This window comes from Cellulomonas endophytica (assembly GCF_004123805.1).
Lineage (GTDB): Bacteria > Actinomycetota > Actinomycetes > Actinomycetales > Cellulomonadaceae > Cellulomonas > Cellulomonas endophytica.
In genome coordinates this window covers 29,449-55,284 of the sequence record NZ_RWJX01000009.1, presented here as the reverse complement: position 1 = coordinate 55,284, position 25,836 = coordinate 29,449, and the positions used below count along the sequence as shown (strand labels likewise).

The window sequence follows — 25,836 nt, the reverse complement described above, 5'->3', positions numbered from 1 at the left end:
GACTGGTCCCACCGTGCCTCACCCGGGGTCGGCCCGCATCCCGGCGTCGGTGCCCGCGAACGGGTCGAGCCCCTCGTCGAGCCGCGCGAGCACGGCGTCCGGGCCGAGCTGCTCCAGGTCCGGCCCGACCTCGTCCCACAGCCGCGGCGCCGCCACGCGCGGGACGTCGCGGCCGCGCAGGGAGTACGGGGTGATGGTCGTCTTCGACGGGTGGTTCTGCGACCAGTCGATGAGGACCTTGCCCGTGCGCACGTCCTTGCGCATGACCGCGGTGACGAGGTCGGGGTGCGCGGCCGACAGCTCCTGCGCCACGCGCCGCGCGTAGGCGTGGACCGCCATGACGGACCGGTGCCGCGGCAGGGGCGCGTAGAGCTGCAGCCCCTTGCTCCCGGAGGTGACGGGGACGCACGCGAGCCCGTCCTGGCGCAGGCGGTCCGCGACGAGGTGCGCCACCCGGGCGCACTCCGCCAGTCCCGCGGGCGCGCCGGGGTCAAGGTCGACGACGAGCCGGTCCGGCGGCCGGACGCCGCCGCGCGGGCCGACGCGCCACTGCGGCGTGTGGAGCTCGAGGGCGCCGCCGTTGGCGGCCCACACGAGGCCGGCCGCGTCGTCGAGGAAGGGCAGCTCGAGCACCGTCCCCTCGTCGCGGCCCGTCGGCCGGCCGCTCTCGTCCTCCGCCGAGCCGGGGGCGGCGGGCAGGCGCCGGCGGCGGACCCAGTCCGGCGCACCGCGCGGCACGTTCTTCTCGAAGAACCGCTCCCCGGCCACGCCGTCCGGCCAGCGCACGCGGGTCACGGGCCGCTCGTGCAGCTGGGGCAGGAGCGCGGCGGCGGCGTGCACGACGTACGCCAGGACGTCGGCCTTCGTCGTGCCCGTCGCGGGGAACAGGACCTTGTCCAGGTGCGTGACGCGCACGTCCCGCCCGGCGACCCGCAGGGCCCCCGCCTCCGCGCCCGGGCTCACGCCGTCTCCCAGGGGTCGGCGGCCGCGTCGTCGCGGCGGCCGCGGACGACGGGGTGGCGCAGGCGACCCGTCGGGGTGCGCGCGAGGTAGACGAGGTCGACGAGGACCGTCGCCTCGCACCAGTGCGCGTCGCGCCGGTCGAGGGCGGGGACGGCGTCCGTGAACGGCGGCCCCGTCCGCGCGAGGGGCTCCAGCGCGCGGCGCAGGTCCGCGGCGACGGCGCCGGTGAGCCCGCTGCCGGCGCGGCCGAGGTAGCGCAGGGCGCCGTCGGCGTCGGGCGCCCCCAGGAGCACCGCGCCGAGGCGTCCGGAGCCGGTGGTCTCCTCCCGCCAGCCGCCGACCACCGCGGTGCGGGTGCGCCGGTGGGCGGCCTTGACCCACTCCGTCGACCGGCGCCCGGGCAGGTAGCGCGACGACCGGCGCTTGGCGACGACCCCCTCGAGCCCGTGCTGCCGCGTGACGGCCCACAGCTCGTCGGCGTCGGGGTAGACGGGGGAGAGGGCCACGTGGGCGGGGAGGTCGAGGGTCTCCAGGAGCCGGCGCCGCTCGTCGAAGGGCTCCTCGAGCAGGCTCCTGCCCCCGAGCGCCAGGGCGTCGAAGAGGAGGTAGGTCACGGGCCGCGCCGCCGCGAGCTCCGCGGCCCGGCGCGGGTCGCGCACGTGCATGCGCTCCGCGAGGGCGGTGAAGGACGGGACGCCGGCGTCCATGAGCACCACCTCGCCGTCGAGGACCGCCCCGGGGAGCGCGGCCAGGCCGGCGAGCTCGGGGTAGGCCGCCGAGACCTCGCGGTCGTTGCGGCTGCGCAGGCTCAGGGGCCGGTCCGGGGCGCCCCGGGTGTCCGCCAGCACCCGCACGCCGTCCCACTTGACCTCGAAGGCCCACCCCGGGCCACGGGGGAAGCCGGGCACGAGGTCGCCCACGCCGCGCAGGGCCCCGTCCGGGCTGGTCGCCGGGGTGGCGAGCATGGGCTCCACGGGTCCATCCTGCCCACAGCGGGTCCGTGCGGCGCGCCGTCGGTGCGCGCGCGCACGCCCCCGGCACGATGACGCACGTCCGCGCCGCGGGCGGCGAGCGACGGAGGGGACCGATGCGACCGATCTGGAAGGGCGCGGTGGCCTTCGGGCTGGTCAACGTCCCCGTCAAGCTCTACGCCGCCACCGGCCAGCACGAGGTGTCCCTGCACCAGGTGCACCGCGCCGACGGCGGCCGCATCCGCTACAAGAAGGTCTGCAGCGTCGACGGCGAGCCCGTCGAGATGGCGCAGATCGCCAAGGGCTACGAGACGGCCGACGGCGAGCTCGTCGTCCTCACCGACGAGGACTTCGCGAACCTGCCGCTGACGACGAGCCGCGAGATCGAGGTCCTCGAGTTCGTGCCCGCGGAGCAGGTGGACCCGATCCTGCTCGACCGCACCTACTACCTCGAGCCCGACAAGACCGCCGCCAAGCCCTACGCCCTGCTGCGCGGGGCGCTGGAGGCCTCCGACCGGATGGCCGTCGTCAAGGTGGCGCTGCGCCAGCGCGAGTCCATGGCCGTGCTGCGCGTCCGCGGCAAGGTCATCGTGCTCCAGACGCTGCTCTGGCCCGACGAGGTGCGCGAGGCCGACTTCCCCGTGCTCGACGCGGACGTCAACGTCCGCCCCCAGGAGCTGACGATGGCGTCCTCCCTGGTGGAGTCCCTCGCGGGCGACTTCGACACCTCCGAGTTCCACGACCGCTACGAGGCCGCGCTCACCGCGCTCATCGAGCAGAAGGTCACCGAGGGCCGCACCCAGCCCGTGCCGGCGGCCGCGGGGGAGGCGGCCCCGTCCGACGGCGGCGGCGAGGTCGTCGACCTGCTGGCCGCGCTGCAGCGCAGCGTCGAGAAGGCGCGGGCCGGCGGCAAGGCGGGCGCCGCGTCCTCCGCGGGCACCGCGACGGCCACCGAGGCGCGGGCCGACGACGACGCCGAGAAGGCGACGACGCCCGCGCGGACCCGCCGCCGGGGCGCCGCGGGTGCGGAGGACGACGCCGACGGGGCCCCGGCGCCGAAGGCGCGGTCGTCGCGGTCGAAGGCCGCCGCGAAGCCCGCGGACGACGCGGCGAAGGACGCGAAGGACGACGACGAGGCGCCCAAGGCCGCGCCCCGCCGCACCCGGAAGAAGGCGTCCTGACGCCCCGTGGCACGCGCTGAGCCCACCGGCGACCCGGACGACGCCCGCGACGCCGCGGCCGCCGCGCTGCGTCGCATCGCCTTCCTCCTCGAGCAGGGGCGCGCCTCGTCGTACCGGCCCAAGGCGTACCGGGCCGCCGCGACGACGGTGGAGCGGCAGCCGGGGGAGGAGCTGCGGGCCCTCGCCGCGCGCGACGGGCTCGAGGAGCTGCCCGGTGTCGGCGCGCGCACCGCCGGGGTGGTCGCGCTCGTGCTGCGCGGCGAGCCGGTGCCGACCCTCGAGGAGCTCGAGGCGCAGGCGGAGGCGCTGCCGCCGTCCCAGGTGGACGGGGCGCCCGAGCCCGACGCGGCGACGGTCGCCCGCGCCCGGGAGCTGCGCGCGGCTCTGCGCGGCGACCTGCACAGCCACACGGAGGAGAGCGACGGCAGCGTCCCCGTCCAGGAGATGGTCCTGGCCGCGATGGGCCTCGGGCACGACTACCTCGCGGTCACGGACCACTCGCCGCGGCTGACCGTCGCCCGGGGCCTGTCCCCCGAGCGCCTGCGGGCGCAGATGGCACGGCTGGAGGCCCTGGACCGGGCGGTCGCGCCGTTCCGGGTGCTGCGCGGCATCGAGGTCGACGTCCTCGAGGACGGCGGGCTGGACCAGGAGCCGGAGCTGCTCGAGCGGCTCGACGTCGTGGTCGCCTCCGTCCACAGCAAGCTGCGCATGGACGCGCCGGCGATGACCCGGCGGATGGTCCGGGCGGTGAGCGACCCGCACACCGACGTCCTCGGCCACTGCACCGGGCGGCAGGTCAACGGCCGGTCCCGCCCCGAGAGCACCTTCGACGCCCGTGCCGTGTTCGAGGCGTGCGCCGAGCACGGGGTCGCGGTGGAGATCAGCTGCCGGCCCGACCGCCTCGACCCGCCGCACGCGCTGCTCGACGTGGCGCTGGAGGCGGGCTGCGTGTTCAGCATCGACACGGACGCGCACGCCCCGGGCCAGCTCGGCTGGCTCCTGGCCGGCTGCATCCGGGCGGTGCAGCACGGCATCGGGCCGGAGCGCGTGGTGACGGCGCTCGGCCCCGAGGAATTGCTCGCGCGCCGCGGGCGCTGAAGGATCTGGTCCCGCCCGCCCCGCCCGTCCCGCCCCCGGAGGTCCCCCGCATGGCCGTCGTCGCCCGGCAGACCCGGCAGCGCGCCGAGATCGTCGGGCTGCTCGACGAGCTCGACGAGTTCCGCTCCGCCCAGCAGCTGCACGAGCTGCTCCGCGTGCGCGGCTCGGGCGTGGGCCTGGCGACCGTGTACCGCGCGATGCAGCACCTGGCCGACGCCGGCGAGGTCGACGTCCTGCGCTCCGCCGACGGGGAGGCCGTCTACCGCCGGTGCGAGCGGCGCGGCAGCCACCACCACCACCTCGTCTGCCGGCGCTGCGGCCGCACGGTGGAGATCGACGGGCCGGCGGCGGAGTCCTGGGCGGCCCAGGTCGCCGCGGCGCACGGGTTCGCCGACGTGGACCACACCATGGAGCTCGTCGGGACGTGCGAGAGCTGCCGGGCCGAGGAGACGGCCGAGCACCCCGCCTGACCGGGCCTCGCCCGACGGGACCGCGCGCCGGGCCCGTCAGGGCGTCGGGTCGCCCCGCCGGAGGAGGCCGGTCGGCAGCGCCCACCAGACGGCGAGGAGCAGCACGGCGAGCGCGCCGGCGACCCACCGCCCCGCCTCCCGCGACACCACGATGTCGAACAGGAACATCGGCACGCCGACCAGCACGGTCCCGATGACGACGAGCCCGCACCGCGCGAAGACGTTCGCCCAGCGCACGAGCTCGGGCTTGCGCCCCTTGCGGAAGAGCGCCCGGTGCATCGCGACCGGCGCGATGATGAGCGAGGTGCCGGTGACGGCCAGCACCACGAGCACGAGGTAGAGCGTGCGCTGGTAGTCGTCGAGGTCCGCGAACGTCTGCTGGAACGGGATCGTCAGCAGGAACCCGACGAGGATCTGCGCGCCCGTCTGCGTGACGCGCAGCTCCTGCATGAGCTCGTCCCAGTTGCGGTCCATGCGCTCGACGTACGTCTCCGAGCGCCCCTTGGGGTCCCAGCCCTCGGGGGTGGGGTAGGTCTCGCGGGCGGCGTGCGTCATGGCTGGGATGGTGCCGCGCGACGGCGGCCGCCGCACGTCGTCGCCCGTCCCGAGCCCTCCGACGGGCCGGGTGCACCGGGCACGGCCCGCGCCCGGTGATGATGGGGGCGTGAACCCGCTCCACGACACGGACCACCGCGACTTCGCCTCCGACAACTACGCCGGTGCCCACGCCGAGGTCCTCGCCGCGGTGGCCGCGGCGGACGGCGGCCACCAGCCCGCCTACGGCGCCGACGTGTACACCGCCCGCCTGCAGGAGGTGCTGCGGCACCACTTCGGGCCCGCGGCGCTCGCCTTCCCCGTCTTCAACGGCACCGGCGCGAACGTCCTGTCGCTGCAGGCGATGCTGCCGCGGTGGGGCGCGGTCATCTGCGCCGAGACGGCGCACGTGAACACGGACGAGAACGCCGCGCCCGAGCGGGTCGGCGGCCTCAAGCTCCTCACCGTGCCGACCCCGGACGGCAAGCTCACGCCCGAGCTCGTCGACCGGCAGGCGTGGGGCTTCGGGGACCAGCACCGCGCGCAGCCGGGCGTCGTGACGATCACGCAGACGACGGAGCTCGGCACGGCCTACTCCGTCGACGAGGTGCGCGCCCTCGCCGACCACGCCCACGCCCTCGGCCTGGCCGTCCACCTCGACGGCGCGCGCATCTCCAACGCGGCCGCCTCCCTCGACGTGCCGCTGGCGGCCTTCACGACGGACGCCGGTGTCGACGTGCTGAGCCTCGGCGGCACGAAGAACGGGCTGCTGTTCGGGGAGGCGGTCGTGGTGCTGCGTCCCGACGCGGCCCCCGGCCTGGACTTCCTGCGCAAGATGAACATGCAGCTGCTGTCGAAGATGCGGTTCGTCTCGGCGCAGCTCGTCGCGCTCTACGAGGGCGACCTGTGGCTCGCCTCCGCCCGGCACGCGAACGCCATGGCGCAGCGCCTCCTCTCCGGCGTGGCGGGCCTGCCCGGCGTCCGGGTCACCCAGGCCGTGCAGTCCAACGCGGTCTTCGCGGTGCTCCCGGCGGGCGTCGCCGACCGCCTGCGCGAGCACGTCCGGTTCTACGACTGGAATCCCGCCACGGGGGAGGTGCGCTGGATGTGCTCCTTCGACACCCGCCCCGAGGACGTGGACCGCTTCGTCGCGCTCGTCGCGTCCGCCGTGGGGGAGTCCGCGGCGGCCTGAGGAGCGCCGGCAGCGGCCGGGCGCGTCACGGGGCTACCGTCGTGGCATGGACCGCGACGCCGCGCAGGCCTGGCTCGACCGGTACGTGGCCGCCTGGCTCTCCTACGACCGCGACGGCATCGGCGCACTCTTCGCGCCCGACGTCCTCTACCGCTACCACCCGCACGAGGACCCGGTGGTCGGGCGCGAGGCGGTCGTGCAGGACTGGCTCGGCGAGGCCCGCCCCGACGGCTCCACCGACCGGGACGCGCCGGGCACGTACGAGGCGTCGTACGCGCCGGTCGCCGTGGACGGGGACGTCGTCGTCGCGACCGGCACGTCGAGCTACCGCGACACCGCGGACGGCCCGGTCGTCCGCGTCTACGACAACTGCTTCGTGATGCGCTTCGACGACGGCGGACGCTGCCGGGAATTCACCGAGTACTACGTCCAGCGTCCCTGACGTCGTACGCGAGGTGCGTGGCCGTCGAGGTCGCCACCACGGAGCGGGGGACGAGCGTGCGCCGCACGCCCGGCGGGAAGAGCGGGGTGCCGCCGCCCAGCAGGACGGGCGCGAGGTGCAGCAGGAGCCCGTCCACGAGCCCGGCGCGCAGGGCCGACCCGATGGTCGCCCCGCCGCCCATGAGCACGACGTCGAGGTCAGTAGCCCGTTCGGCCGACGCCTGCTCGGACCGCGTGCGGGCGGCGGCCACGGCATCGGCCAGGCCCGTCGTGACGAAGGTCCAGTCCAGGTCCGTCGTGCGCACCGACGCCGGCCGCGAACGCGTCACCACGACGAAGGCGGGGCGGGCCGCCAGCCCGGCGCCGTAGCCCGTCCTGTCGTCCCACCCGCCGGGCGCGTCCACCTGGTCGAACAGCCGCCGCCCGAGGACCACCGCGCCGGAGCGCCCCGTGGCCTCGCGCAGCACCCGCCGGTCGTCGGGGTCGTCGGAGAAGGCCCAGATGTGCAGCGCCTCGCCGCCGGTTCCCAGGCCGGCGTCCGGCCCGGGGTCCGGCCCCGTGACGAAGCCGTCGAGCGAGACGGAGATGTCGGCGACGACGCGGGTCATGGCGGTGCAGACCCGCGGGCGGCGCCGCACTCATCGGCGCGGGTCCGCCGGCGCCCCACGGCCCGCCCCTCGCCGAGCGCGTCCTGCCGGTCGGTCAGCGCCGTCCGCTCGAGGTCGCCCGGCGCGAGCGCCGCGGCCCGTCCGTACTCCTCGCGGGCGTCGTCGGGCCGGCCCGCCGCCTCCAGCAGGTCGGCGCGGGCCGCGTGGAACAGGTACGTGCGCGCGCCCTCGGGGACGCCGTCGAGGGTCTCGAGGCCTCGTCGGGGGCCGTGCGCCCGGCCGTCCGCGACGGCCCGGGCGAGCCGTTGCGCCGGCCCGTCGTCGAGCCGGGCCAGCAGGGCGTGCAGCTGCGCGATGCGGGGCCAGTCGGTGGCGTCGGCGGTCGCGGGGCGGACGTGCTCGAGGGCGATGGCGGCCTGCAGCGTGTACCGCCCCACGGGCTGCCGGCGGTGGGCCGCGAGCTGCAGGACCTCGTCGACGAGCCGCTCCGCCTCCGCGATCGCGCCGTGGTCCCAGCGGCTGCGGTCCTGCCGGTCGAGGAGCACGACCGCGCCGTGCTCGTCGAGGCGTGCGTCCTGCCGGGCCCTCTGCGCCAGCAGGAGGGCGAGCAGGCCCGAGGCCTCCAGGCGCTCGGGCAGGGCCGGGTCGAGCAGGTCCCGCACGAGCCGGGCCAGCCGGACCGCCTCCGTCATGAGGCCGGCGTCCCCCGTGCCGGCGTAGCCCGCCGTGAACACCACGTAGACCACGCCGAGCACGCCGTCCACCCGGTCGGGCAGCTCCTCCGGCGGCGGGACGCGGTACGGGATCCCGGCGTGCGCGATCTTCGCCCGGGCCCGCACGAGCCGCTTCTGCACGGCGGCCTCGGTGGCGAGGAACGCGGCCGCGATCTCGGCGGGGGTCCACCCGAGCACCGTCCGCAGGGTGAGCGCGACCCGGGCCTCGAGGGGGAGGGCCGGGTGGGCGCACGTGAGCACGAGCCGCAGCCGGTCGTCGCCGACCTCCGGCTCCGGGTCGGTGTCGAGCATCCCGCGCTCGACCGACGTGCCGTACCGCTGCAGGGTCGCCGCCCGTCCCTGCCCGCGCCGCAGCAGGTCGATGCCCCGCCGGCGGGCCGCGGTGACGAGCCACCCCGCCGGGCTGGTGGGGACACCGCCCCGCGACCAGGCCTCCAGGGCGCGTTCGCACGCGTCCTGGAGCGCGTCCTCGGCGAGCTGCCAGTCCGGGACGGTCGCCAGGACGGCGGCCATGATCCGGGCGTGGTCGGTGGCGACCGCCCTGCCGAGGGCGGCCGCCACCGGGTCCGTCGCCCCGGTCGGGGTGCGGGGTGCGGGCTCCACGGGGTCAGAGCGGCCAGACCGGACGGACCTCGATGCGCCCGAACCGCGCCATCGGGTGGGCCGCCGCGACCTCGAGCGCCTCGTCGAGGTCGGCGACCTCGATGACGTCGAACCCGGCGATCCACTCCCGCGTCTCGGCGAAGGGCCCGTCGGTCACCAGGCGCTCCCCGCCCCGCACGCGGACGGTCGTGGCGTCCTCGACGGGGCGCAGCCGGTCCCCGGCCAGGTGCGTGCCGCGCTCCTGCAGGGCCGTGAACCACGCCCCGACGTCGTCCGCGGTCTCGTCGTAGGGCTCCCCGGTCGGGTCGGTGCAGATGAACAGCACGAACTGCATGGTCGTTCCTCCTCGGCGTGGCCCGAGCGGCCACTCCCACCATGACGCACCGCGGCACCCCGGGGAGGACACCCCGCTCCGAGGAGTCCCGACGGCGGTCGGCTGCGGCGGCCGCCCGAGGACGGCGACCGCCCGCCGGAGGTGGCCGCGGGGCGGGAGACGGGGTCGCGGTCCGCCCGACCGGTGACCCGACAGGGCCGCCGCGCGCTCAGGGCGTGCGGACGACGCGCAGCCCCCACCCGACGGCCGCCGCGACGAGGGCGACCACCAGGCACGCGAGACCCCGGGCGAGGGCGTCGTGGGCCCCGGCGTAGAACGGCGCCGCCATCGACCCGCCGTCGGCGCCCTCGGAGAGCTGGACCGCCAGGTACCAGCGGTTGCCCCACCGGAACCCGTCCGCGACCGCGAGCACGGCGGCGACCACGGCGACCCTGCGGGCCACGGACCGCGCGGCGGACGTCCGCCGCCGCGGGGGCACGACGTGCTCCAGGGCCATCTCCGCAGCATGGCAGACCCGCTGGGGCACGATGCCGTCATGACGCCTCCTGAGCAGGGTGCACCCAACGTCGGGCGACGGCCGTACGGCCCGGACGTGGGCGAGCCCCCGCCGTTCGTGGACCCGCGCCGCGGGGGGAGCCTCGTCGGGCTGCTCGGCGGGATGGTGTTCGTCGGGAGCTACGCGCCGGCGCTGGGGCCGGTCGCGACGGCCGTCGCCTGGACCGCCGGGCTGGCGGGGGTGCTCCTGGCCCTCGTCGCCCACTACGTCCGTCCCGTCCGGCTGGGCCCCCTCGTCCGGCCGAGCCGGGTGGCGCTGGCGACCTACCTCGCGTGCGTCGTCGCCGAGGTCGTGCTCATCGCCGTCGGCTCGGCGGCGCTCGCCGACGCGGGCCGGACCGCCCTGCGCCCCGCGCTCGTCGCGACCGTCGTCGGCCTGCACTTCCTCCCCTTCGCCTGGGCGTTCCGGGAGCGGATGTTCCACCTCCTCGGCGGTGCCGTGGCGGGCCTCGGCCTGGCCGGCCTGCTGCTCGGGGCGGCCGGGGTCCGCCGTGCGGCCGAGGTCGCGGCCGTGCTCTCCGGGCTCGTGATGATCGCGCTGGTCCTGCGGTACGCGCGGGGCGGCTTCGCGCCGGCGTCCCCGTCGACGCCCTGACGAGCTGCCGGGGGGAGCGCCGCGCGCGCGGTGCGCGGTCCGTCGGACCCGGGCGAGCCCGGGGACCTCACGCCGGCGCCACCCGCGCGTCGCAGCGCCGGCGGTACTCGGAGGGCGACGTGCCGGACGTGGACGCGAAGCGCTGCCGGAGGGTGACCGCGCTGCCGAACCCGCACCGGGCGGCGACCCCGTCCACGGGGAGATCGGTGGGGGCGGCCGTGGCCGGCACCGCGGCCTGGGTCGAGGCGGTGCGGACCGGGACCGCCCTCCCGAAGAGCGACCTCGCCTCCTCCGCCCTCGGCGGCGCGCAGGGGGCGTCGCCGGCAGCCCCAGGAGGGGAGCCGGGGACGACGAGGGGCGGGGCACCCGTGGTGGGTGCCCCGCCCCTCGTCGCGCGGTCGTGCGCGGCCGTGCCGGGTCGTGCCGGGTCGTCCGGTGTCAGACGCGCGGGCGGCGGTGGTGGCCCGGGCCGGCCGGGCGGGAGGCGCCCTGCGCGGAGCGGGGACCCGCGTCCGGGCGCAGCTGCAGCGGGCGGCCGGCGACGCGGGTGCGCGCCAGGCGCTCGATGCCCTCGGGCGTCAGGTTGTCGATGTCGACGAGCGCGAAGGCGCCGAAGATGTCAATCTTGCCGACGTCCTTGCCCGTGAGGCCGCCCTCTCCGGTCAGGGCGCCGACGAGCGCCCCGGGCTGCAGGCCGTCCCGGTGGCCCACCGCGACGCGGTACCGCGTGGCCGTCGCGGACGGGTGGCGGCGCTCGGGGCGCCCCGCGACCGTGCCGTGCTCGCGGCGCGGGCGGTCGCCCTCGTGGCGCGGGCGGCCCTCGGTGCGCGTGCGCTCGGGCGTCATGTGGACGCGGGCGAGCGCGTCGTCGAGGTCGTCGCCCTCGGCCGGGCGGGCCTCGGGGCCCTCGTCGCCGACCGCCAGCGCGGCGACCACGGCGAGCAGCTCGACGGGGTCGGCCTCGGGGTGCTCGGCCAGGAACGCCTCGACGGCCCCGCGGGCGGCGTCGAGACGGCCGCGCTCCCGGCGCTCGTCGACCCGGGCCAGGAGGGCGCCGGCGCGGTACGCCGAGACCTCGGCGGGCGTCGGGATCGTCATCGGGGTCAGCGGGACGCGCGTGGTGCGCTCGATGTTCCGCAGGCGGGACTGCTCGGCCGGCGTGACGAAGGTCAGCGCCTTGCCCGAGCGTCCGGCGCGACCCGTGCGGCCGATGCGGTGGACGTAGGTCTCCGCCTCCCGGGGCACGTCGAGGTTCACGACGAGGCCGATGCGCTCCACGTCGAGCCCGCGGGCGGCCACGTCCGTGGCGACGAGGACGTCGAGGGCGCCCGAGCGCAGGCGCTCGACGAGCTTCTCGCGGTCGGCCTGGGCGACGTCGCCCGAGATGTGGGCGGCCTTGATGCCGCGCGAGACCAGCGCCGTGCCGATCTCCTCGGCGGCGTCGCGGGTGCGGACGAAGACGATCGCCGCGTCGGCGTCGCTCACGGCGAGGACGCGGGCCAGGGCCCCGGCCTTGTGGCGGTGGGGGACCACGGCGAAGGCCTGCTCGACCGACGTCACCGTGGAGGACTGCCGGGCGACCGTGATCTCCAGCGGGTCGCGCAGGTGCTCGTTGGCGACGCGGCGGATGGCCGGCGGCATCGTGGCGGAGAAGAGCGCCACCTGGCGCTCGCGCGGGGTGGAGCCGAGCACGCGCTCGACGTCCTCCGCGAAGCCCATCCGCAGCATCTCGTCGGCCTCGTCGAGGACGAGGTACCGGACGCCGGAGAGGTCGAGCGAGCGGCGGTCGAGGTGGTCCAGCACGCGGCCGGGCGTGCCGACGACGACCTGCGCGCCGCGCTCGAGGGCGCGCTTCTGGGGCAGGAACGGCGCCCCGCCGTAGACGGCGACGACGTCGAGGCCGCTGACCTTGGCGGCGAAGGTCGTGATGGCGTCGGCGACCTGGAGCGCGAGCTCGCGGGTCGGCGTCAGCACGATGGCCTGGACGGCCTTGACCTCGGGGTCGACCGCGGCGAGCAGCGGCAGGCCGAACGCGGCGGTCTTGCCCGTGCCGGTCTGGGCGACGCCGACGACGTCGCGGCCGGCGAGCAGCGCGGGCAGCGCCTGCGCCTGGATGAGGGAGGGGGTGACGAAGCCGAGGTCGAGCACGGCGTCGAGCAGCTCGGGCGGCAGGCCGAGGGCGTCGAAGCCGCCGGCGACGGGCTCGACGGGTGCGGGCAGGACGGCCGGGGCGGCGGCGCGGGGCGCGTCGGCCGTGCGGGGCTCGTCGGCCGGGGCCGCCGGGGCGTCGGCGACCCCGGGGGCGTCGAGGGGCAGGGGGGCGTCGGGCAGCAGGGTGCTCAAATCACGGACCTGTTCATCGGTGCGGAGCCCCGACCGTGCACCACGGCGGTGGACGGTGGTCGCGGCCCCGACTCCCAGAGGTCCTCCTGCACGGCGGCAGGGCCTCGAACGATGACGCTGGCGCCGTCCGGGCGGGTGTCCCCGACCGGTCACGGCGCACCCGGGGGGATGGCGACGAGCTCCAGATCGTGAAGGAGTCTAGCGGACAGGACGGCGGCGGGCAGGGCGGCGTGCGTCACGGCGCCCGGCGGAATACGGGCAGGACCCGGCGCAGGACGGGCGGCGGGTCCGTCCTCGCGACCCCCGTGCCCGCATAGGATCGGGCGCGGTGCGGCCGTCGGCCCGCGGGGGAGGGTGCGTGGAGACGCAGGAGGTGGCGACCGGCCGCGTGCTCACGGTGCCGAACCTCATCTCGGCGCTCCGGCTCGCGCTCGTCCCCGTCTTCGCGGTGCTGATCGCGCGCGGGGAGGACGGCTGGGCCGTCCTCGTCCTGGCCGTCTCCGGCGCGAGCGACTGGCTCGACGGGGTGCTCGCCCGCTCCATGGGACAGGTCACGCGGCTCGGGCAGATGCTCGACCCCGCGGCCGACCGCCTCTTCATCCTCGTGACGCTCGTCGGGCTGACCTGGCGCGGCGTCGTGCCCACCTGGCTCCTCGTCGTCCTCGTGGCCCGGGACGTGGCGCTGTTCGTCGTGCTGCTGCTCCTGGCCCGACGCGGCCACGCGCCGCTGCCGGTGCACGTGGCGGGCAAGGCCGGTACGTTCGCGCTGCTCTACGCGTTCCCGCTGCTGCTGCTGTCGGAGTGGTCCTCCGGCATCGGGCACGCCGCCACGGTCGTCGGCTGGGCCTTCGCGCTCTGGGGCGTCGCGCTCTACTGGTTCGCCGGCGCCGCCTACGTCCACCAGGCGGTGCACGTGCTGCGCGCCTCCCGCACGGCGCCGTGACGGCGTCGTGACGGCCTCGGCCGACGCCCTCCGCACCGCCCGGCGGCGCGACGCCTCCATGACGCTGCTCGTCGAGGCGCAGGAACGCCCGCTCGACCCCGGCTACGCCGAGGCGGCGGCCCGGCGGCGGGCGCTCGAGGAGCGCGGCGTCCGGCCGGAGCGGGGCGGGCGGGCGGCCGTCCTGCTCACCGTGACCGCGCTCGTCCTCGGCCTCGTCACCACCGCGGGCGTCGCCGTCCTGCGCCGGCCCGCGGGCGCCGCCACCCAGGCGCGCGCGCTCCTGGAGCGGCAGATCGAGACGCGCTCGGCGGAGGTCACGGCGCGCAGCGCGCGCGTCGCCGAGCTCGGCGGCGAGATCCAGGGCCTGCAGGGCGAGCTACTCGCGTCCCAGGACCCCGCCCTCGCCCAGGTCGTCACGGCCGACGCCGTCGCCGCGGCGGCCGTGCCGGTCGCCGGGCCGGGGCTGCGCGTCGTGCTCACGGACGGCGCGGGGGCCGCGGACGGCTCCGACCCGGAGGCCGCCGTCCAGGACGACGACCTGCAGCTCGTCGTCAACGGGCTGTGGGCGGCGGGGGCGGAGGCGGTGGCCGTCAACGGGCAGCGCCTCACCGGCACCGCGGCCGTCCGCAGCGCCGGGAGCGCGATCCTCGTCGACCTCGTGCCCCTCGTCGGGCCCTACCGCGTCGAGGCCGTCGGCGCGGCCGGGTCGCTCGAGGTCGAGCTCGCCCGGTCCGGGGCGGGGGACCACCTCGCCGCGCTGCGCAGCCTCTGGGGCATCGGGGTCGACGTGGCGCAGGTCGACCGCCTGGAGCTGCCCGCCGGCGGCGGCACCCGCCTCCGGGTCGCCGACCTGCCGGAGGGGATCGACCCGGTGACGGGGCAGGCTGTGGCAGCCTCCTCGACGGGAGCGCCCCGGGAGCCGGGGGCACCGGGGGACGGGGACGGCACGCCGGACGGCGGGGCCGACGAGGGGGGCGGGGACGGATGATCGCGGCCATCGGACTGGTCATCGGCGTGGTGCTCGGGCTCGTGCTGCGCCCCGAGGTCCCGGTGGAGCTGCAGCCCTACCTGCCCATCTCGGTCGTCGCGGCGCTCGACGCGCTGTTCGGCGGCCTGCGCGCGCTCCTCGACGGCATCTTCGACGACAAGGTCTTCCTCGTCTCGTTCCTGTCGAACGTCGTCGTCGCCGCGCTCATCGTCTTCCTCGGCGACCAGCTCGGCGTCGGCTCGCAGCTGTCCACGGCGGTCGTCGTCGTGCTCGGGATCCGGATCTTCTCCAACGCCGCCTCGATCCGCCGGCACCTCTTCCACGCATGACGGGCGGCCACCGGGCGGGCCCGGGCGGCGGGCCCGGCGGCGGGAGCGGCGTCAGGGGCGGCGTCGGGAGCGGCCCTGCCGCCCCCGACGCCCGTCCGGCGGGACCCGCCGACGGCGCGGGCGCCGGTCGTCCGCCGGCCCCCCCGACGGGCTGGGCGGTCCTGCGCGAGGCGCTGCGCCCGCGCGTCTCGCGCACCCAGGTCGTCATCGGCGTGCTGTGCGCGCTGCTGGGGTTCGCGGCGGTCGCGCAGGTGCGCCAGGCCGGGACGGCCTCGCTGGGGTCCCTGCGCCAGGACGACCTCGTCCGGCTCCTCGACGAGACGACCACCCGCAGCGACGAGCTCGCCTCCGAGGTCGCGCGGCTGGCGGCGGAGCGGGACGAGCTGCTGTCCGACGAGGGCTCGCGCCAGGCCGCCGAGGAGGCGGCACGCCGCTCCGCCGAGACGCAGGGCATCCTCACGGGGCGGCTGCCGGCCGTCGGCCCGGGCGTCGTCGTGACGGTCACGGACCCCGACGGCACCGTCGAGCCCGAGACGCTCCTCAACCTCCTCGAGGAGCTGCGCAACGCCGGGGCCGAGGTCCTCCAGCTCGGCGACGTCCGCGTCGTGGCCTCGAGCGCGTTCACGGGGTCGCCGGGCGCGGTCGTGCTCGACGGCGTCACGCTCCGGCCGCCCTACCGGTGGCTGGTCATCGGCGACCCCGACACGATCTCCACCGCGCTGGAGATCCCCGGCGGCGCGCTGGCGGCCGTCCGCCGCGACGGGGGCGACGGCACCGTCTCCCGCCGCGACGAGGTGGAGGTGACGGCGCTGGCGACGCCGGTCCCCCCCGTCTTCGCGACGCCCGTCCCGGCGGGCGGGGGCTGACCCCGACGACGGCGCGCGGGCGTCCCGGCGCAGGTCGTCGCGGTGGCGGCCGCAGGTGCGTAGGGTGTGCCAGGTCCGTCGGTGGGCTTCGGTGGGAGGCGTGCAGTGAGCGAGCAGGGGGACCGTCCGGAGGACGCACCGGGGGCGGAGCAGCGTCCGTCGCTGCCCGAGACGACGATGCAGTTCGGCGCCGTCGACCTGGGCGCGGACGCCGAGGCGCTCGCGCCGGTCGGCCTCGGGCCCGCGGACGTCGCCGCGGTCGGCGCGCTGCCGGCCACCTCCGCGCTGCTCGTCGTCCAGCGCGGCCCCTCCGCCGGCGCGCGCTTCCTCCTGGACGCCGACCGCACCCTCGCGGGCCGCTCGACGCACGCCGACATCTTCCTCGACGACGTGACGGTCTCCCGCAAGCACGCGGAGTTCGTGCGCGAGGGCACCCGGTTCAGCGTCCGGGACGTCGGCTCGCTCAACGGCACCTACGTCAACCGCACGCGCATCGACGACACGGTGCTGCGCGCGGGCGACGAGGTGCAAATCGGCAAGTACCGCCTGACCTTCCACCCGAGCCCGGCCCGCGGCCAGGGCCAGGGGTGACGGCGGCGCACGGGGCCGCACGCGCCACCCGCCCGGCCGACGGCGGACCGGCCGGTGCCGCGGACGACGCGTCCGCCGACGCCCGGGGGGCCGCCGCCCTCGCCGAGGACGAGCAGGGGGCGGCCGAGCCCTGGCCGCGCGGGATCTCCCGCCAGGCCTCCATGCGGATCTCCGACGTGCTCGCCGCGCTCGGCGTGGAGTTCCCGGCCGTGACGACCTCCAAGCTCCGCTTCTGGGAGGAGCAGGGCCTCGTCACGCCGGTGCGCACGCCGGCCGGCTACCGGCAGTACTCCCCGGCCGACGTCGAGCGCCTGCGGTACGTCCTGCGGCAGCAGCGGGACCGCTACCTGCCGCTCAAGGTCATCGCCGAGCGGCTCGCGGCCCTGGACGCGGGCGCCGAGGACGGGCCGGCGCCCCGGGCCCGGCTCGCGACCCGCGACGGCTCGCCCGTCGCCGCCCCGGACCGCTGGGACGCGGCCGGCCTCGCGCAGGAGTGCGCGGTGGCGGCCGACGCGGTGGTCGAGCTCGTCGACCAGGGCGTGCTGCGGCCGCGCGTCGACGGCACCTTCGGCCCGGCGGAGCGCGACCTCGTCCGCGCCGCGGCGGCCCTGGCCGAGCACGGCATCGGCGCCCGCCACCTGCGGGCCTTCCGCGCGGCCGCGGACCGGCAGGTCGAGCTCGTGGAGACCGCGGTGGCCCCCGTGCGGGGCCAGCGCAGCGCGTCCGCCCGTGCCCGCGCCGCCGGTCTCGCCGCCGAGCTCGGGGAGCTGTGCGGGCAGGCCCACACCGCCCTCCTGCGGTCCGCGCTGGGGGACACCGGCCGCTGACGGGCCGACGTCGGACCGCGCCGATCGCGCCGATTGCTCCGACCGTGCCGACCGGGCGCACCCTCGCCGATCCGGACCGCCCGCTCCGGCGTACCGTGGGGGCATGGCCGAGGACCTCGTCACCGTCGAGGTGGTCGGCGTGCGGCAGCAGGAGGACGAGCCCGGCGTCCTGGTGCTCCTGCTGGAGCCCGGCACCGACCTCGTCGTCCCCATCGTGGTGGGGGAGACCGAGGGGGCCGCGATCGTCGCCGCCCTCACCGACCGCGTGCCCCCGCGGCCCCTCACGCACGACCTCCTGCACGCCGCGCTCGTCGCCGCCGGGTCGCGGGTGGAGCGCGTCGCCGTCACGTCGCTCGAGCGCGGCGTCTTCCACGCCGAGCTCGTCCTGTCCGGCGGGGCCCACGTGGACTCGCGCGCCTCGGACGCGATCGCGGTCGCGCTCCGGTTCGGCTGCCCCGTCCTGTGCGCCCGCAGCGTCGTGGACCGCGCGGGTGTGGAGGTGCGCCGGACGGCCCCCGAGGACGAGCTGGAGGAGTTCCGGGCGTTCCTCGACGAGGTCTCCGCCGACGACTTCAAGGCCGAGGACCCGCCCGCCTGACCACGGGCCGCGGTGCGACGTGCCGGCCGACGCGCCGGGCGACACGCAGGGCGACGCTCGTTGCGCCAGGTGGCACCCGCCCCTAGCGTGGCCGATGACGGCGGGACGACCCGTCCGCACCCCAGGAGGATCCCGTGGTCAGCACCGAGAACGCCGAGCAGCAGCCCGGCGTGCCGCAGCGCGCGCAAGGGCTCCTCTTCGACGACGACCTGCCGGACCTCGACACCGCCACCGGCTACCGCGGACCGACCGCCTGCCGCGCCGCCGGCATCACCTACCGCCAGCTGGACTACTGGGCGCGCACCGGGCTCGTCGAGCCGTCGATCCGCCCCGCGACCGGCTCCGGCACGCAGCGCCTCTACTCCTTCCGCGACATCCTCGTGCTCAAGGTCGTCAAGCGGCTCCTCGACACCGGCGTCTCGCTCCAGCAGATCCGGGCGGCCGTGGGCCACCTGCGCGAGCGGGGCGTGGACGACCTCGCGCAGATCACGCTCATGTCGGACGGCGCCTCCGTGTACGAGTGCACGTCGGCCGACGAGGTCATCGACCTCGTCCAGGGCGGGCAGGGCGTGTTCGGCATCGCCGTCGGCCGTGTGTGGCGCGAGGTCGAGGGCACCCTGGCCGAGCTGCCGACGGAGCGCGCCGAGGACGACGCGCCCGGCGACTCCCCGATGGACGAGCTCGCGGCGCGGCGCCGCGCCCGCACGGCGGGCTGACCCCGCCCCACCCGGGAGGCAGCGCCTCCCCGCGACGGATCCGCAGGTGGGGGGCATGCTGGGCGCATGAGCACACTGACCCACTGGGGCCACTCCTGCGTCCGCCTCGACCTGCCCGGCGGCGCCCTCGTCCTGGACCCGGGCGGCTTCTCCGACGTCGACGCCGCCCTCGACGGCGCTACCGCGGTGCTCGTCACGCACGACCACTTCGACCACGTGCAGGCCGAGCCCCTCGCGGCCTGGCTGGCCGGCGACGCGGGGGCGGCGGTGCACGTGTGGGGCCCGGCCGCGGTCGTCGACGCGCTGGTGGCGGCCGGGGTCCCGTCCGACCGTGCCCACGCCGTCCGCCCGGGGGACACCGTCGAGGCGGCGGGGGCCACGGTCCAGGTGCTCGGCGGCCGGCACGCCGTCATCCACCCCGACTTGCCCGGCCTGGACAACGTCGGCTACCTCGTCGAGGGCGTGCTCCACCCGGGCGACGCGTACACGCTGCCCCCGGAGGGCACGGCGGTCGCCACGCTGCTCGTCCCGGTCGGCGGCCCCTGGCTCAAGCTCGAGCACGCGATCGACTACGTGCGCGCCGTGGGGCCGGACCGGGTCGTGCCCATCCACGAGGCCGTGCTGAGCGAGCCCGGCCAGGGCCTGGCACGCACCCTCCTGACGAACCTCGGCGGCGCGGGGGAGCCCGTCCGCCTGGAGCGCGGCACCCCCCTCGAGCTCTGACCCGGACCCGGCACGGCACACCCCTGGAGGACGCATGACCAGCACCCCGACCGGCTCGGACGGCCCCACCTTCCGGACCGACGAGATCCCCCTGCTCGAGGACGACGAGACGATCGCGCCGCGCCCCGAGGAGGAGGTGGCGGACGTCGCCCGCGCCGAGCCCGACCGGGCGGGGCACGGCACCCCGGGCTGAGCCCGCCCGGCCGCCACGGACGGCTCCCCGGGCCACGACCCGGCAGCGACCAGCCACGACCAGCCACGACCGACGACGACGACGGAGGGACCATGGCCGACCTCGCCGACCTGGCACGCCGACACCTGGAGGCCGCGCACCGCGACGAGCACGGACGCTCGGCGGAGCTCGTCCTCCACGACGGCGTGCTCCGCCAGACGGTGATCGCGCTGCGCGCCGGCGCCGAGCTGGGCGAGCACAACAGCCCGCACGCCGCCAGCGTCCAGGTGCTGCACGGCAGCGTCACCGTGACCGGGACGCGGACCTCGCCGCTGCGCGCCGGGCAGCTCGCGGTGCTCGAGCACGCCCGTCACTCCGTGCGCGCGGAGGAGGACGCCGTCTTCCTCCTCACGACCGTGACCGGGCTCGACCCGCGCGACGTGCCGGCGGAGGGCCCGTCCCGCGACCGCTGACGGGGGCCCCGCCCGTCGAGGCCGACGGGCGGGGCCGGAGCGGGCCGGAGCGGGGTGGAGCGGGGTGCTGGAGCGGGTGCCGGTCAGGCCTCGCCGGCGTCGTGCACCCAGCGGGCGATCTGGACGCGGTTCGTCGCGTCGAGCTTCTCGAACAGGTGCCCCACGTGCGTCTTCACCGTGGCCGTGCCGAGGTGGAGCGCGGCGGCGATCTCGGCGTTGGTCAGCCCGCGCGCGACCGCCAGCGCGACCTCCCGCTCCCGCACCGTGAGGACCTCGAGACGGCGCAGGGCCTGACGGCGGCGCACCTCGTCGCCCCGCGCCTCGGTCGCGGCCGCGATGACCCGCGCCGTGACGGCGGGGGAGAGCATCGGGTCGCCCGCCGCCACCCGGCGGACGGCGTCCACCAGCGCGGCCGGCGGCGTGTCCTTGAGGAGGAACCCGGCGGCCCCGTGCCGCAGCGCGGTGAGGACCATCTCGTCGGTGTCGAAGGTGGTGAGCACCAGGACCCGCGTCGGCAGACCCTCCTCGACGACGCGCCGGGTCGCCGCCAGCCCGTCGAGACGGGGCATGCGGATGTCCATGAGGACCACGTGGGGCGTGTGCCGGCGCACGAGCGCGAGGCCCTCCTGCCCGTCGCCGGCCTCGCCGACCACCTCGATCCCCGGGTCGCCGCCCAGGACGAGGCGCAGCCCGGTCCGCACCAGGGGGTCGTCGTCGACCACGACGACCCGCACGGCGCCGCCGCCGGGGGCGGCGGTCACGCCGCACCGCCGGGGAGGTCGAGCTCGAGGACGAAGCGCCCCGACGCGTCGGGCCCGGCGCGGAGCCGCCCGCCCGCGAGGTCCGCCCGCTCCTCCAGCCCGGTGAGGCCCACCCCCGCACCCGGCGGCCGCCACGGCGGCACGCCCCCGGCGGGACCCGCCCCCGCGCCGACGGGTGCGACGGCGCCGTTGACGACCCGGACGTGCACCGCGTGCGCCGCGCCCACCGTGACGACGACGTCCACGGGGGAGCCCGGTGCATGCTTGCGGGCGTTCGTCAGCCCCTCCTGCACCACGCGGAAGGCGGTGCGCGAGGCGGTCGCGGGCACGCGGGCGAGGTCGTGGCCGTCCGCCACGTCCAGCCGGAGCGTCACGGTCTGGCCGGCGTCGCGCGCGTCGGCGACGAGGGCGGGCAGCTCCGCCAGGGTCGGCTGGGGCGGCTCGGCGACCGCCTCCGCGTCGGCGGCCCCGTCGGCCCCCTGGCGCAGCACGCCGAGCACCTCCCGCAGCTCCTCGAGCGCGAGGTGCGCGTTCTCCTGGACCACGGTCGCGACCTGCGCCGTCTCCTCGCGGCCGAGGTCCGTCCGGTAGGCGAGGGCGCCCGCGTGCAGCCCGACGAGCGAGATGCGGTGGGCGAGCACGTCGTGCATCTCCCGGGCGATCCGCAGCCGCTCGCCCTCGCGCGCGGCCTCCTCCGCGAGGGCGCGTTGCTGCTCGGCCGTCTCCGCGCGCTCCCGGAGCTGCACGAGGAGCTCGCGCCGGGCCCCGACGAACGACCCCGTCGCCACGAGGGCCGCCGCCGCGACGAGCGCCAGGGCGACGGACCCCAGCGCACCCGGCAGCGACAGGTCGACCTGGGCCCACGCGGGTCGGAACGCGACCTCGTAGACGAGGGTTGCGGCGAGCAGGACGCCGACGACGGGGACGACCTCCCGCCACCGGCGACGGGTGGAGAGCGAGACGACGGCCAGCGCTGCCGCGCCGAGGGCGGACCCCGAGAGGGCGGTCGCGCCGGTCGTGAGGACCCCCACGAGCACGGGGTGCCGGCGCCGCAGGGGCAGCAGCGCGACGGCCGCGAGCCCGAGGAGGGCGTCGAGCGCGAGGGCCGCGCCGACGGGGCCGACGTCGCCCGGCGGCGGCTCCTCCCGGGTGCCGCTCGCCGTGATCGAGTCCCACGCGACCAGCACCCACACCAGGAGCGCGACGAGGGCGACGACCCCGTAGCGCCACACGCGGGACCAGGCGCCGAGCGGAGGGGGCGCGACGGGCGCGGGGGCGAGGGGGTGGCTCATGCGGCCCAGGCTAGGGCGGCCCCGACCGGCAGGGGTCCGCCCCGGGGCCGGACCGTCTCCCCCCGCGGGGGGAGGCCGCCCACCCCCTCAGCGCCCGCCGAGCACGCCCTCGCGGACGACGCGCCGGAGCACCTTGCCGAGCAGGGAGCGCGGCAGCTCGTCGAGCACGACGAGACGGCGCGGGAGCGCGTAGCCGGCCAGCCGCTGGGCGCACCAGGACCGCACGGCGGCGAGGTCGACGCCGCGCGCGCCCTCGTCGAGGACCACCGCCGCCACGACGGTCTCCCCGAGGTCGCCGGCCGGCACGCCGACCACCGCGCAGTCCCGCACGCCCGGCATGCCCCGCAGGTGGTCCTCCACCTGCGAGGGGTACACCTTGAAGCCGCCGGTGACGATCATCTCCTTGATGCGGTCGACGAGGACCACGAAGCCGTCGGGCTCGACCCGCACCACGTCCCCGGTGCGGAGCCACCCCCCGGGCAGGAGCTGCTGCGCGGTCTCGTCCGGGCGCCCCCAGTAGCCGGAGAAGACCTGCGGGCCCTGGAGCAGGAGCTCGCCCTGGGCGCCGGGCGGCACGTCGCGCGACGGGTCCTCGGGGTCGACGACGCGCGCCCGCGTCCCGGGGAACGGCAGGCCGAGCGCCCCCGGCCGGCGCTGCGCCGTCATGGGGTTGCCCAGCGCGACGGGGGAGGTCTCCGTCATGCCGTACCCCTCGATGACGAGCCCGCCCGTCAGCCGCTCCCACCGCTCCGCCGTGGCGGCGGGCAGCGCCATCGCCCCGCTGAAGGCGTACCGGAAGGACGTCAGGTCCGCGCCCGCGGCCTCCGCCGCCGTCGCGACGCGGTCGAGGACCGGCGGCACCGCGGGCAGGAACGTGCCCGGCCGGCGCCGCTGCGCGGCGAGGAAGGCCGCCGCGTCGAACCGCAGGTGCAGCACGAGCGTCGCCCCCGTCCGCAGCCCGTAGAGCAGGCACAGGGTGAGCCCGAAGGCGTGGAAGAACGGCAGCGCGGCCACCACCGTCTCCGTGCCCCAGGGCCGGCCCGTCCACACCTCCGCCTGGAGCGTGTTCGCGACGAGGTTGCGGTGGGTGAGGACCGCCGCCTTCGGGGTGCCCGTCGTGCCGCCGGTGTACTGCAGGAGGGCCACGTCGTCGGGCGCCGGGCCCGGGTGGTCGGCCGGCAGGGGCGTGGCCGCCGCCACGAGGCGGTGCCACACGGGCGTGCCCGCCGGCACGGGGCCGCGCAGGGCCGCCCGCTGCCGGCGGGCCGCCGGCACGGGCAGGCGCAGCGCGAGCCGGGCGCGCCGCGGCAGGTCGGCCGAGACGTCGACCGCCACCACCGTCGTCAGGGCGGTCGTGGCCCGGGCGGCCAGCGCGGCGGGCACCACGCGCTCCCAGACCAGCGCCGCCGTCGCGCCGGAGTCGCGCAGCTGGTGCTCGAGCTCCGCCGGCCCGTAGGTGGGGTTGTGCTCGACGACGACGGCGCCGAGGCGCAGGACGGCGCCGACCGCGACCACGTGCGCGGGGCAGTTCGGCAGGGCCACCGCCACGCGGTCGCCGCGCCGGACCCCGAGGGCGAGCAGGGCGCCGGCCGCCCGGGCGACGGCGTCGGCGAGCTCGGCGTAGGTCGTCGTGGCGCCGAGCAGGTCGAGCGCCACGCGGTCGGGGAACGCGGCGGCCGCCCGGGCGAGCGCCGCGGGTAGCGCCTCGTCGGGCACCTCGAGCGGACCTCCGTCCAGCACGGCGGCCGGCGCGGCGGGGTCGGGAGCGGGCTCGGCTGCGGGCGGCGGCCCGGCGTCGGGGGCGGGCGCGGCGGGGTCCCTGTCGATCACGGGGGCACCGTAACCTACGCCACCGTAGGTTTCCTGGGACCGTCGGGCGCCACACCCGCCGCGACCCCGCCTCGGGCCCCCTGGACCACCGGACGACGGTCGGCGCCGGGGCCTGGTGGCGCCGCGGTCGTAGGCTGGTCGCGTCGAGACGGGGAGGTGCGCGGTGGCGCGACGGGGTGGTGGCTGGGGTCGGCGGGTCACGGAGCGCGTGCTGCTGCCGTTCACCGGCCCGGCCGAGGTGACGGGGCCGGTCGTGGGCCGGCCTGCGTCGGAGACGGAGCAGCGCCGCGAGACCGAGCTGCGCAGCACGCTCGAGCGGGTCGTCGGGCCCGACGGGCGGACCTACGTCGTCGAGCGGCCCGCCGAGGACTGAAGGCGGGTCCGGGACCCGGACCGGGGCGTCAGGACTCGACGGCCCCGACGCGGTCGCCGAGCGTGTCCGTCCGCAGCGCGTCGACGAGCACCCCGAAGGGGACGGCGTCGGGGACGAGCACCGGGTCGCCGTCGTCGTCCGGGCCCGTGGTGGTCGGGACCGTGAGGACCGCGACGTCCGCGGGGCGCAGGCTGCGCATGCTCGTGAGCAGCCCGACGATCTCGCTCCGGTCGAACCCCTCGTCGACCGTGACCGAGTCGGAGGTCACGCCGAGCAGCTCCAGCAGGAGGCCGGGGTCCTGGCGGACGCCCGGGTCGCCGAGCCGGTCGAGGATGGCGCGGAACCAGGCGCGCTCCCGGTCGACCCGGCCGGCCTCGCCGCCGCCGACGCGCACCCACAGGAGGGCCTGCTCACCCGTGAGGCGACGCTGCCCGGCGGGGGCGACGACGCGGCCGTCGACGACGAGGTCCCGCGCCAGCTCCAGGTCGACCCCGCCCAGCGTCTCGGTCAGGCGGGCGAAGGTGGCGGCGTCCGTGAGCGCGACGTGGTCGATGCGCACGTCGGTGAGCCCCTCGACCGCCTGCACGACGCGCGTCGGCCCCCCGGCGGCGAGCGCGGAGCGCAGGGTGCCCGGGCCGACGCCGGGCACCTGCGCCCACAGGTCCGGCGGGACCGCCACGACCTGCGCGCTGCGCCGGTCCGCCGACACGCGCGCGATCATGAGGGTGTCCGTGAGGGACGCGGCGTCGGCCCAGGCGCCCGGCCCGTCCTCGGCCACGTCCTCCGTCGCGCCGAGGACGAGGATCGTCACCGGCGTCCCGTCCGACGCGCCGGGCGTCGCGGGGGCGGCGGGTGCGGGGCGCGAGGGCAGGGCCGCGAACGGGTCGGGGAACCGCGCGATGCGGTCGTCGAGCCGGTCGAGCACGACGAGGGCGCCGATCGTCACCGCGGTCACGAGGACGAGGACGGCGACGAGGACCGCCAGGACCACCGTGCGCGTGCGGCTGCGGCGCCGGGCCGGCGCGGGCGGCGCGGGTGCGTCGGCCTCCGACGGGTCCGGGTCCTCGGCCACGTGGCCGGGATCCAGCGCGCGCACGATCGTCGCGACCGCGTCCCGCACCTGGTCGAGCGACGTCGCGTACGCCGCGTCGTCGCCCGCGGCGGGGTCGAGCACGTCGTCCTCGTCGGCCGAGCGCGGGGACGCGGGGGCCCGGCGGGTGCGGGCGGCGGCCACGAGCGAGGCCAGGCGCGCCGCGACGTCGTCCCCGGTGAGCGCCGTGCCCGGCACGGAGCGGGCGACGCGCGCGAACTCGCGGAGCGTGAAGGTGCGGTGCAGCGCGGTGGGGGCCAGCCGCACGACGGCGGCCCGCTCCTCGCGGGTGGCCGTGAGCACGAGGTCGGCGCCGGAGACCGTGGCGGCGTCGAGCGTGCGGGCGACCAGCCCCTCGACGGCCGCCCCCTCGGCGGCCAGCAGCTCGGCGAGCGGCGGCGGCACCGGCTCCTCGTGGGTCGCGCGCGTGCCGACGCTGCGCACCCGGACGCCGTCGCCGGCGAGCCGCGACCGCAGGAGCAGCTCCGCCGCCTGCGACCGGTAGAGGTTCTCCGTGCCCACGACGAGCACGGTGAACGGCCGGACCGGGGTCGCCGTCGTCGTGGTCGCGGGGGAGGTCATCCGCCCATTGTGCGGGTGAAATGTCCGACAGGCCACGACATCCCGTGCGGTGGACGCCAC

The 25,836-nt window shown here is 77.7% G+C and carries 30 protein-coding genes; 18 read left to right on the top strand and 12 right to left on the bottom strand.

Annotated features, from left to right (window positions below):
- Window positions 1-18: 18 nt before the first annotated feature.
- Window positions 19-963, bottom strand: coding sequence for a non-homologous end-joining DNA ligase (ligD, locus tag EJA20_RS04675; protein WP_205687360.1), 945 nt, complete (start codon window positions 961-963; stop codon window positions 19-21).
- The gene (locus EJA20_RS04670) at window positions 960-1,928 is read right to left on the bottom strand and encodes an ATP-dependent DNA ligase (protein WP_129337033.1); all 969 of its coding nucleotides are present in this window, start codon (window positions 1,926-1,928) and stop codon (window positions 960-962) included. Before EJA20_RS04670 ends, ligD begins: the two co-directional genes overlap by 4 nt.
- Before the next feature lie 122 nt (window positions 1,929-2,050).
- On the opposite strand from EJA20_RS04670, the gene ku reads away from it, so the two are divergent.
- From ku to EJA20_RS04655, 3 genes are read left to right on the top strand one after another with little or no spacing between them, the layout of a single operon-like run.
- A complete protein-coding gene (gene ku / locus EJA20_RS04665; RefSeq protein WP_129336996.1) occupies window positions 2,051-3,115 on the top strand; it encodes a non-homologous end joining protein Ku in 1,065 nt (354 codons plus the stop codon).
- Between the two features lie 6 nt (window positions 3,116-3,121).
- A complete protein-coding gene (locus tag EJA20_RS04660) occupies window positions 3,122-4,213 on the top strand; it encodes a PHP domain-containing protein (RefSeq protein WP_129336995.1) in 1,092 nt (363 codons plus the stop codon).
- Between the two features lie 50 nt (window positions 4,214-4,263).
- Entirely contained in the window at window positions 4,264-4,683 is a 420-nt protein-coding gene (locus EJA20_RS04655) for a Fur family transcriptional regulator (RefSeq protein ID WP_129336994.1), read from the top strand.
- Window positions 4,684-4,719: 36 nt separating this feature from the next.
- Here EJA20_RS04655 and EJA20_RS04650 read toward each other — a convergent pair whose 3' ends face one another.
- A complete protein-coding gene (locus EJA20_RS04650; protein ID WP_129336993.1) occupies window positions 4,720-5,238 on the bottom strand; it encodes a DUF6328 family protein in 519 nt (172 codons plus the stop codon).
- Between the two features lie 7 nt (window positions 5,239-5,245).
- Between EJA20_RS04650 and EJA20_RS04645 the strand changes: the two genes are divergently transcribed.
- A complete protein-coding gene (locus EJA20_RS04645) occupies window positions 5,246-6,409 on the top strand; it encodes a threonine aldolase family protein (protein WP_129337032.1) in 1,164 nt (387 codons plus the stop codon).
- Window positions 6,410-6,455: 46 nt separating this feature from the next.
- Window positions 6,456-6,851 carry a nuclear transport factor 2 family protein gene (locus tag EJA20_RS04640; protein ID WP_129336992.1) on the top strand — a complete coding sequence of 132 codons (396 nt, stop codon included), beginning with the start codon at window positions 6,456-6,458 and terminating at the stop codon, window positions 6,849-6,851.
- Here EJA20_RS04640 and EJA20_RS04635 read toward each other — a convergent pair.
- The 4 genes from EJA20_RS04635 to EJA20_RS04620 form a co-directional block, all read right to left on the bottom strand.
- Window positions 6,823-7,458 (bottom strand): dihydrofolate reductase family protein, encoded by a 636-nt coding sequence (locus EJA20_RS04635; protein ID WP_129336991.1) that lies wholly within the window; start codon window positions 7,456-7,458, stop codon window positions 6,823-6,825. The genes EJA20_RS04640 and EJA20_RS04635 overlap by 29 nt on opposite strands.
- A complete protein-coding gene (locus EJA20_RS04630) occupies window positions 7,455-8,795 on the bottom strand; it encodes an RNA polymerase sigma factor (RefSeq protein WP_205687359.1) in 1,341 nt (446 codons plus the stop codon). The genes EJA20_RS04635 and EJA20_RS04630 overlap by 4 nt, the downstream gene beginning before the upstream one ends.
- A gap of 4 nt (window positions 8,796-8,799) precedes the next feature.
- Window positions 8,800-9,129 carry a YciI family protein gene (locus EJA20_RS04625; protein ID WP_129336990.1) on the bottom strand — a complete coding sequence of 110 codons (330 nt, stop codon included), beginning with the start codon at window positions 9,127-9,129 and terminating at the stop codon, window positions 8,800-8,802.
- Between the two features lie 208 nt (window positions 9,130-9,337).
- Window positions 9,338-9,625 (bottom strand): hypothetical protein, encoded by a 288-nt coding sequence (locus EJA20_RS04620; protein ID WP_129336989.1) that lies wholly within the window; start codon window positions 9,623-9,625, stop codon window positions 9,338-9,340.
- A gap of 39 nt (window positions 9,626-9,664) precedes the next feature.
- Between EJA20_RS04620 and EJA20_RS19365 the strand changes: the two genes are divergently transcribed.
- Window positions 9,665-10,279, top strand: a complete 615-nt coding sequence (locus EJA20_RS19365; RefSeq protein ID WP_129336988.1) for a hypothetical protein — start codon at window positions 9,665-9,667, stop codon at window positions 10,277-10,279.
- Between the two features lie 438 nt (window positions 10,280-10,717).
- On the opposite strand, the gene EJA20_RS04610 is transcribed toward EJA20_RS19365, so the two are convergent.
- Entirely contained in the window at window positions 10,718-12,622 is a 1,905-nt protein-coding gene (locus tag EJA20_RS04610; RefSeq protein WP_420836402.1) for a DEAD/DEAH box helicase, read from the bottom strand.
- Between the two features lie 358 nt (window positions 12,623-12,980).
- On the opposite strand from EJA20_RS04610, the gene clsA reads away from it, so the two are divergent.
- From clsA to EJA20_RS04560, 11 genes are all read left to right on the top strand, one after another.
- Entirely contained in the window at window positions 12,981-13,565 is a 585-nt protein-coding gene (gene clsA / locus EJA20_RS04605) for a cardiolipin synthase ClsA (protein WP_129336987.1), read from the top strand.
- 7 nt (window positions 13,566-13,572) lie between these two features.
- The gene (locus EJA20_RS04600; RefSeq protein WP_240675038.1) at window positions 13,573-14,553 is read left to right on the top strand and encodes a DUF881 domain-containing protein; all 981 of its coding nucleotides are present in this window, start codon (window positions 13,573-13,575) and stop codon (window positions 14,551-14,553) included.
- Window positions 14,550-14,882 (top strand): small basic family protein, encoded by a 333-nt coding sequence (locus tag EJA20_RS04595; RefSeq protein ID WP_129336986.1) that lies wholly within the window; start codon window positions 14,550-14,552, stop codon window positions 14,880-14,882. The genes EJA20_RS04600 and EJA20_RS04595 overlap by 4 nt, the downstream gene beginning before the upstream one ends.
- Window positions 14,879-15,748, top strand: coding sequence for a DUF881 domain-containing protein (locus tag EJA20_RS04590; protein WP_129336985.1), 870 nt, complete (start codon window positions 14,879-14,881; stop codon window positions 15,746-15,748). Before EJA20_RS04595 ends, EJA20_RS04590 begins: the two co-directional genes overlap by 4 nt.
- Before the next feature lie 105 nt (window positions 15,749-15,853).
- Window positions 15,854-16,339, top strand: a complete 486-nt coding sequence (locus tag EJA20_RS04585; RefSeq protein WP_476727334.1) for an FHA domain-containing protein — start codon at window positions 15,854-15,856, stop codon at window positions 16,337-16,339.
- Window positions 16,336-17,166 carry a transcriptional regulator FtsR gene (ftsR, locus tag EJA20_RS04580; RefSeq protein ID WP_240675036.1) on the top strand — a complete coding sequence of 277 codons (831 nt, stop codon included), beginning with the start codon at window positions 16,336-16,338 and terminating at the stop codon, window positions 17,164-17,166. The genes EJA20_RS04585 and ftsR overlap by 4 nt, the downstream gene beginning before the upstream one ends.
- A 103-nt stretch (window positions 17,167-17,269) precedes the next feature.
- Window positions 17,270-17,764: a bifunctional nuclease family protein gene (locus EJA20_RS04575; protein WP_129336984.1), complete on the top strand. Its 495-nt coding sequence runs from the start codon at window positions 17,270-17,272 to the stop codon at window positions 17,762-17,764.
- Window positions 17,765-17,898: 134 nt separating this feature from the next.
- Window positions 17,899-18,480 carry a MerR family transcriptional regulator gene (locus EJA20_RS04570; protein WP_129336983.1) on the top strand — a complete coding sequence of 194 codons (582 nt, stop codon included), beginning with the start codon at window positions 17,899-17,901 and terminating at the stop codon, window positions 18,478-18,480.
- Between the two features lie 66 nt (window positions 18,481-18,546).
- Window positions 18,547-19,203 (top strand): MBL fold metallo-hydrolase, encoded by a 657-nt coding sequence (locus tag EJA20_RS04565; RefSeq protein WP_129336982.1) that lies wholly within the window; start codon window positions 18,547-18,549, stop codon window positions 19,201-19,203.
- A 34-nt stretch (window positions 19,204-19,237) separates the two neighbouring features.
- On the top strand, window positions 19,238-19,396 hold the full coding sequence (locus EJA20_RS18590; RefSeq protein WP_164983825.1) for a hypothetical protein: 159 nt from the start codon (window positions 19,238-19,240) through the stop codon (window positions 19,394-19,396).
- Window positions 19,397-19,488: 92 nt separating this feature from the next.
- On the top strand, window positions 19,489-19,848 hold the full coding sequence (locus EJA20_RS04560; protein ID WP_129336981.1) for a cupin domain-containing protein: 360 nt from the start codon (window positions 19,489-19,491) through the stop codon (window positions 19,846-19,848).
- Between the two features lie 83 nt (window positions 19,849-19,931).
- On the opposite strand, the gene EJA20_RS04555 is transcribed toward EJA20_RS04560, so the two are convergent.
- The 3 genes from EJA20_RS04555 to EJA20_RS04545 all read right to left on the bottom strand — a co-directional run bounded on the left by EJA20_RS04555 (window position 19,932) and on the right by EJA20_RS04545 (window position 23,641).
- Window positions 19,932-20,609 carry a response regulator gene (locus EJA20_RS04555; RefSeq protein ID WP_129336980.1) on the bottom strand — a complete coding sequence of 226 codons (678 nt, stop codon included), beginning with the start codon at window positions 20,607-20,609 and terminating at the stop codon, window positions 19,932-19,934.
- On the bottom strand, window positions 20,606-21,901 hold the full coding sequence (locus EJA20_RS04550) for a sensor histidine kinase (RefSeq protein ID WP_129336979.1): 1,296 nt from the start codon (window positions 21,899-21,901) through the stop codon (window positions 20,606-20,608). Before EJA20_RS04550 ends, EJA20_RS04555 begins: the two co-directional genes overlap by 4 nt.
- 87 nt (window positions 21,902-21,988) lie before the next feature.
- Window positions 21,989-23,641, bottom strand: a complete 1,653-nt coding sequence (locus EJA20_RS04545) for an AMP-binding protein (protein WP_129337026.1) — start codon at window positions 23,639-23,641, stop codon at window positions 21,989-21,991.
- Between the two features lie 253 nt (window positions 23,642-23,894).
- On the opposite strand from EJA20_RS04545, the gene EJA20_RS04540 reads away from it, so the two are divergent.
- Window positions 23,895-24,104, top strand: a complete 210-nt coding sequence (locus tag EJA20_RS04540) for a hypothetical protein (RefSeq protein WP_129336978.1) — start codon at window positions 23,895-23,897, stop codon at window positions 24,102-24,104.
- A gap of 28 nt (window positions 24,105-24,132) precedes the next feature.
- Here EJA20_RS04540 and EJA20_RS04535 read toward each other — a convergent pair whose 3' ends face one another.
- The gene (locus tag EJA20_RS04535) at window positions 24,133-25,776 is read right to left on the bottom strand and encodes an LCP family glycopolymer transferase (RefSeq protein WP_129336977.1); all 1,644 of its coding nucleotides are present in this window, start codon (window positions 25,774-25,776) and stop codon (window positions 24,133-24,135) included.
- Window positions 25,777-25,836 lie beyond the last annotated feature (60 nt).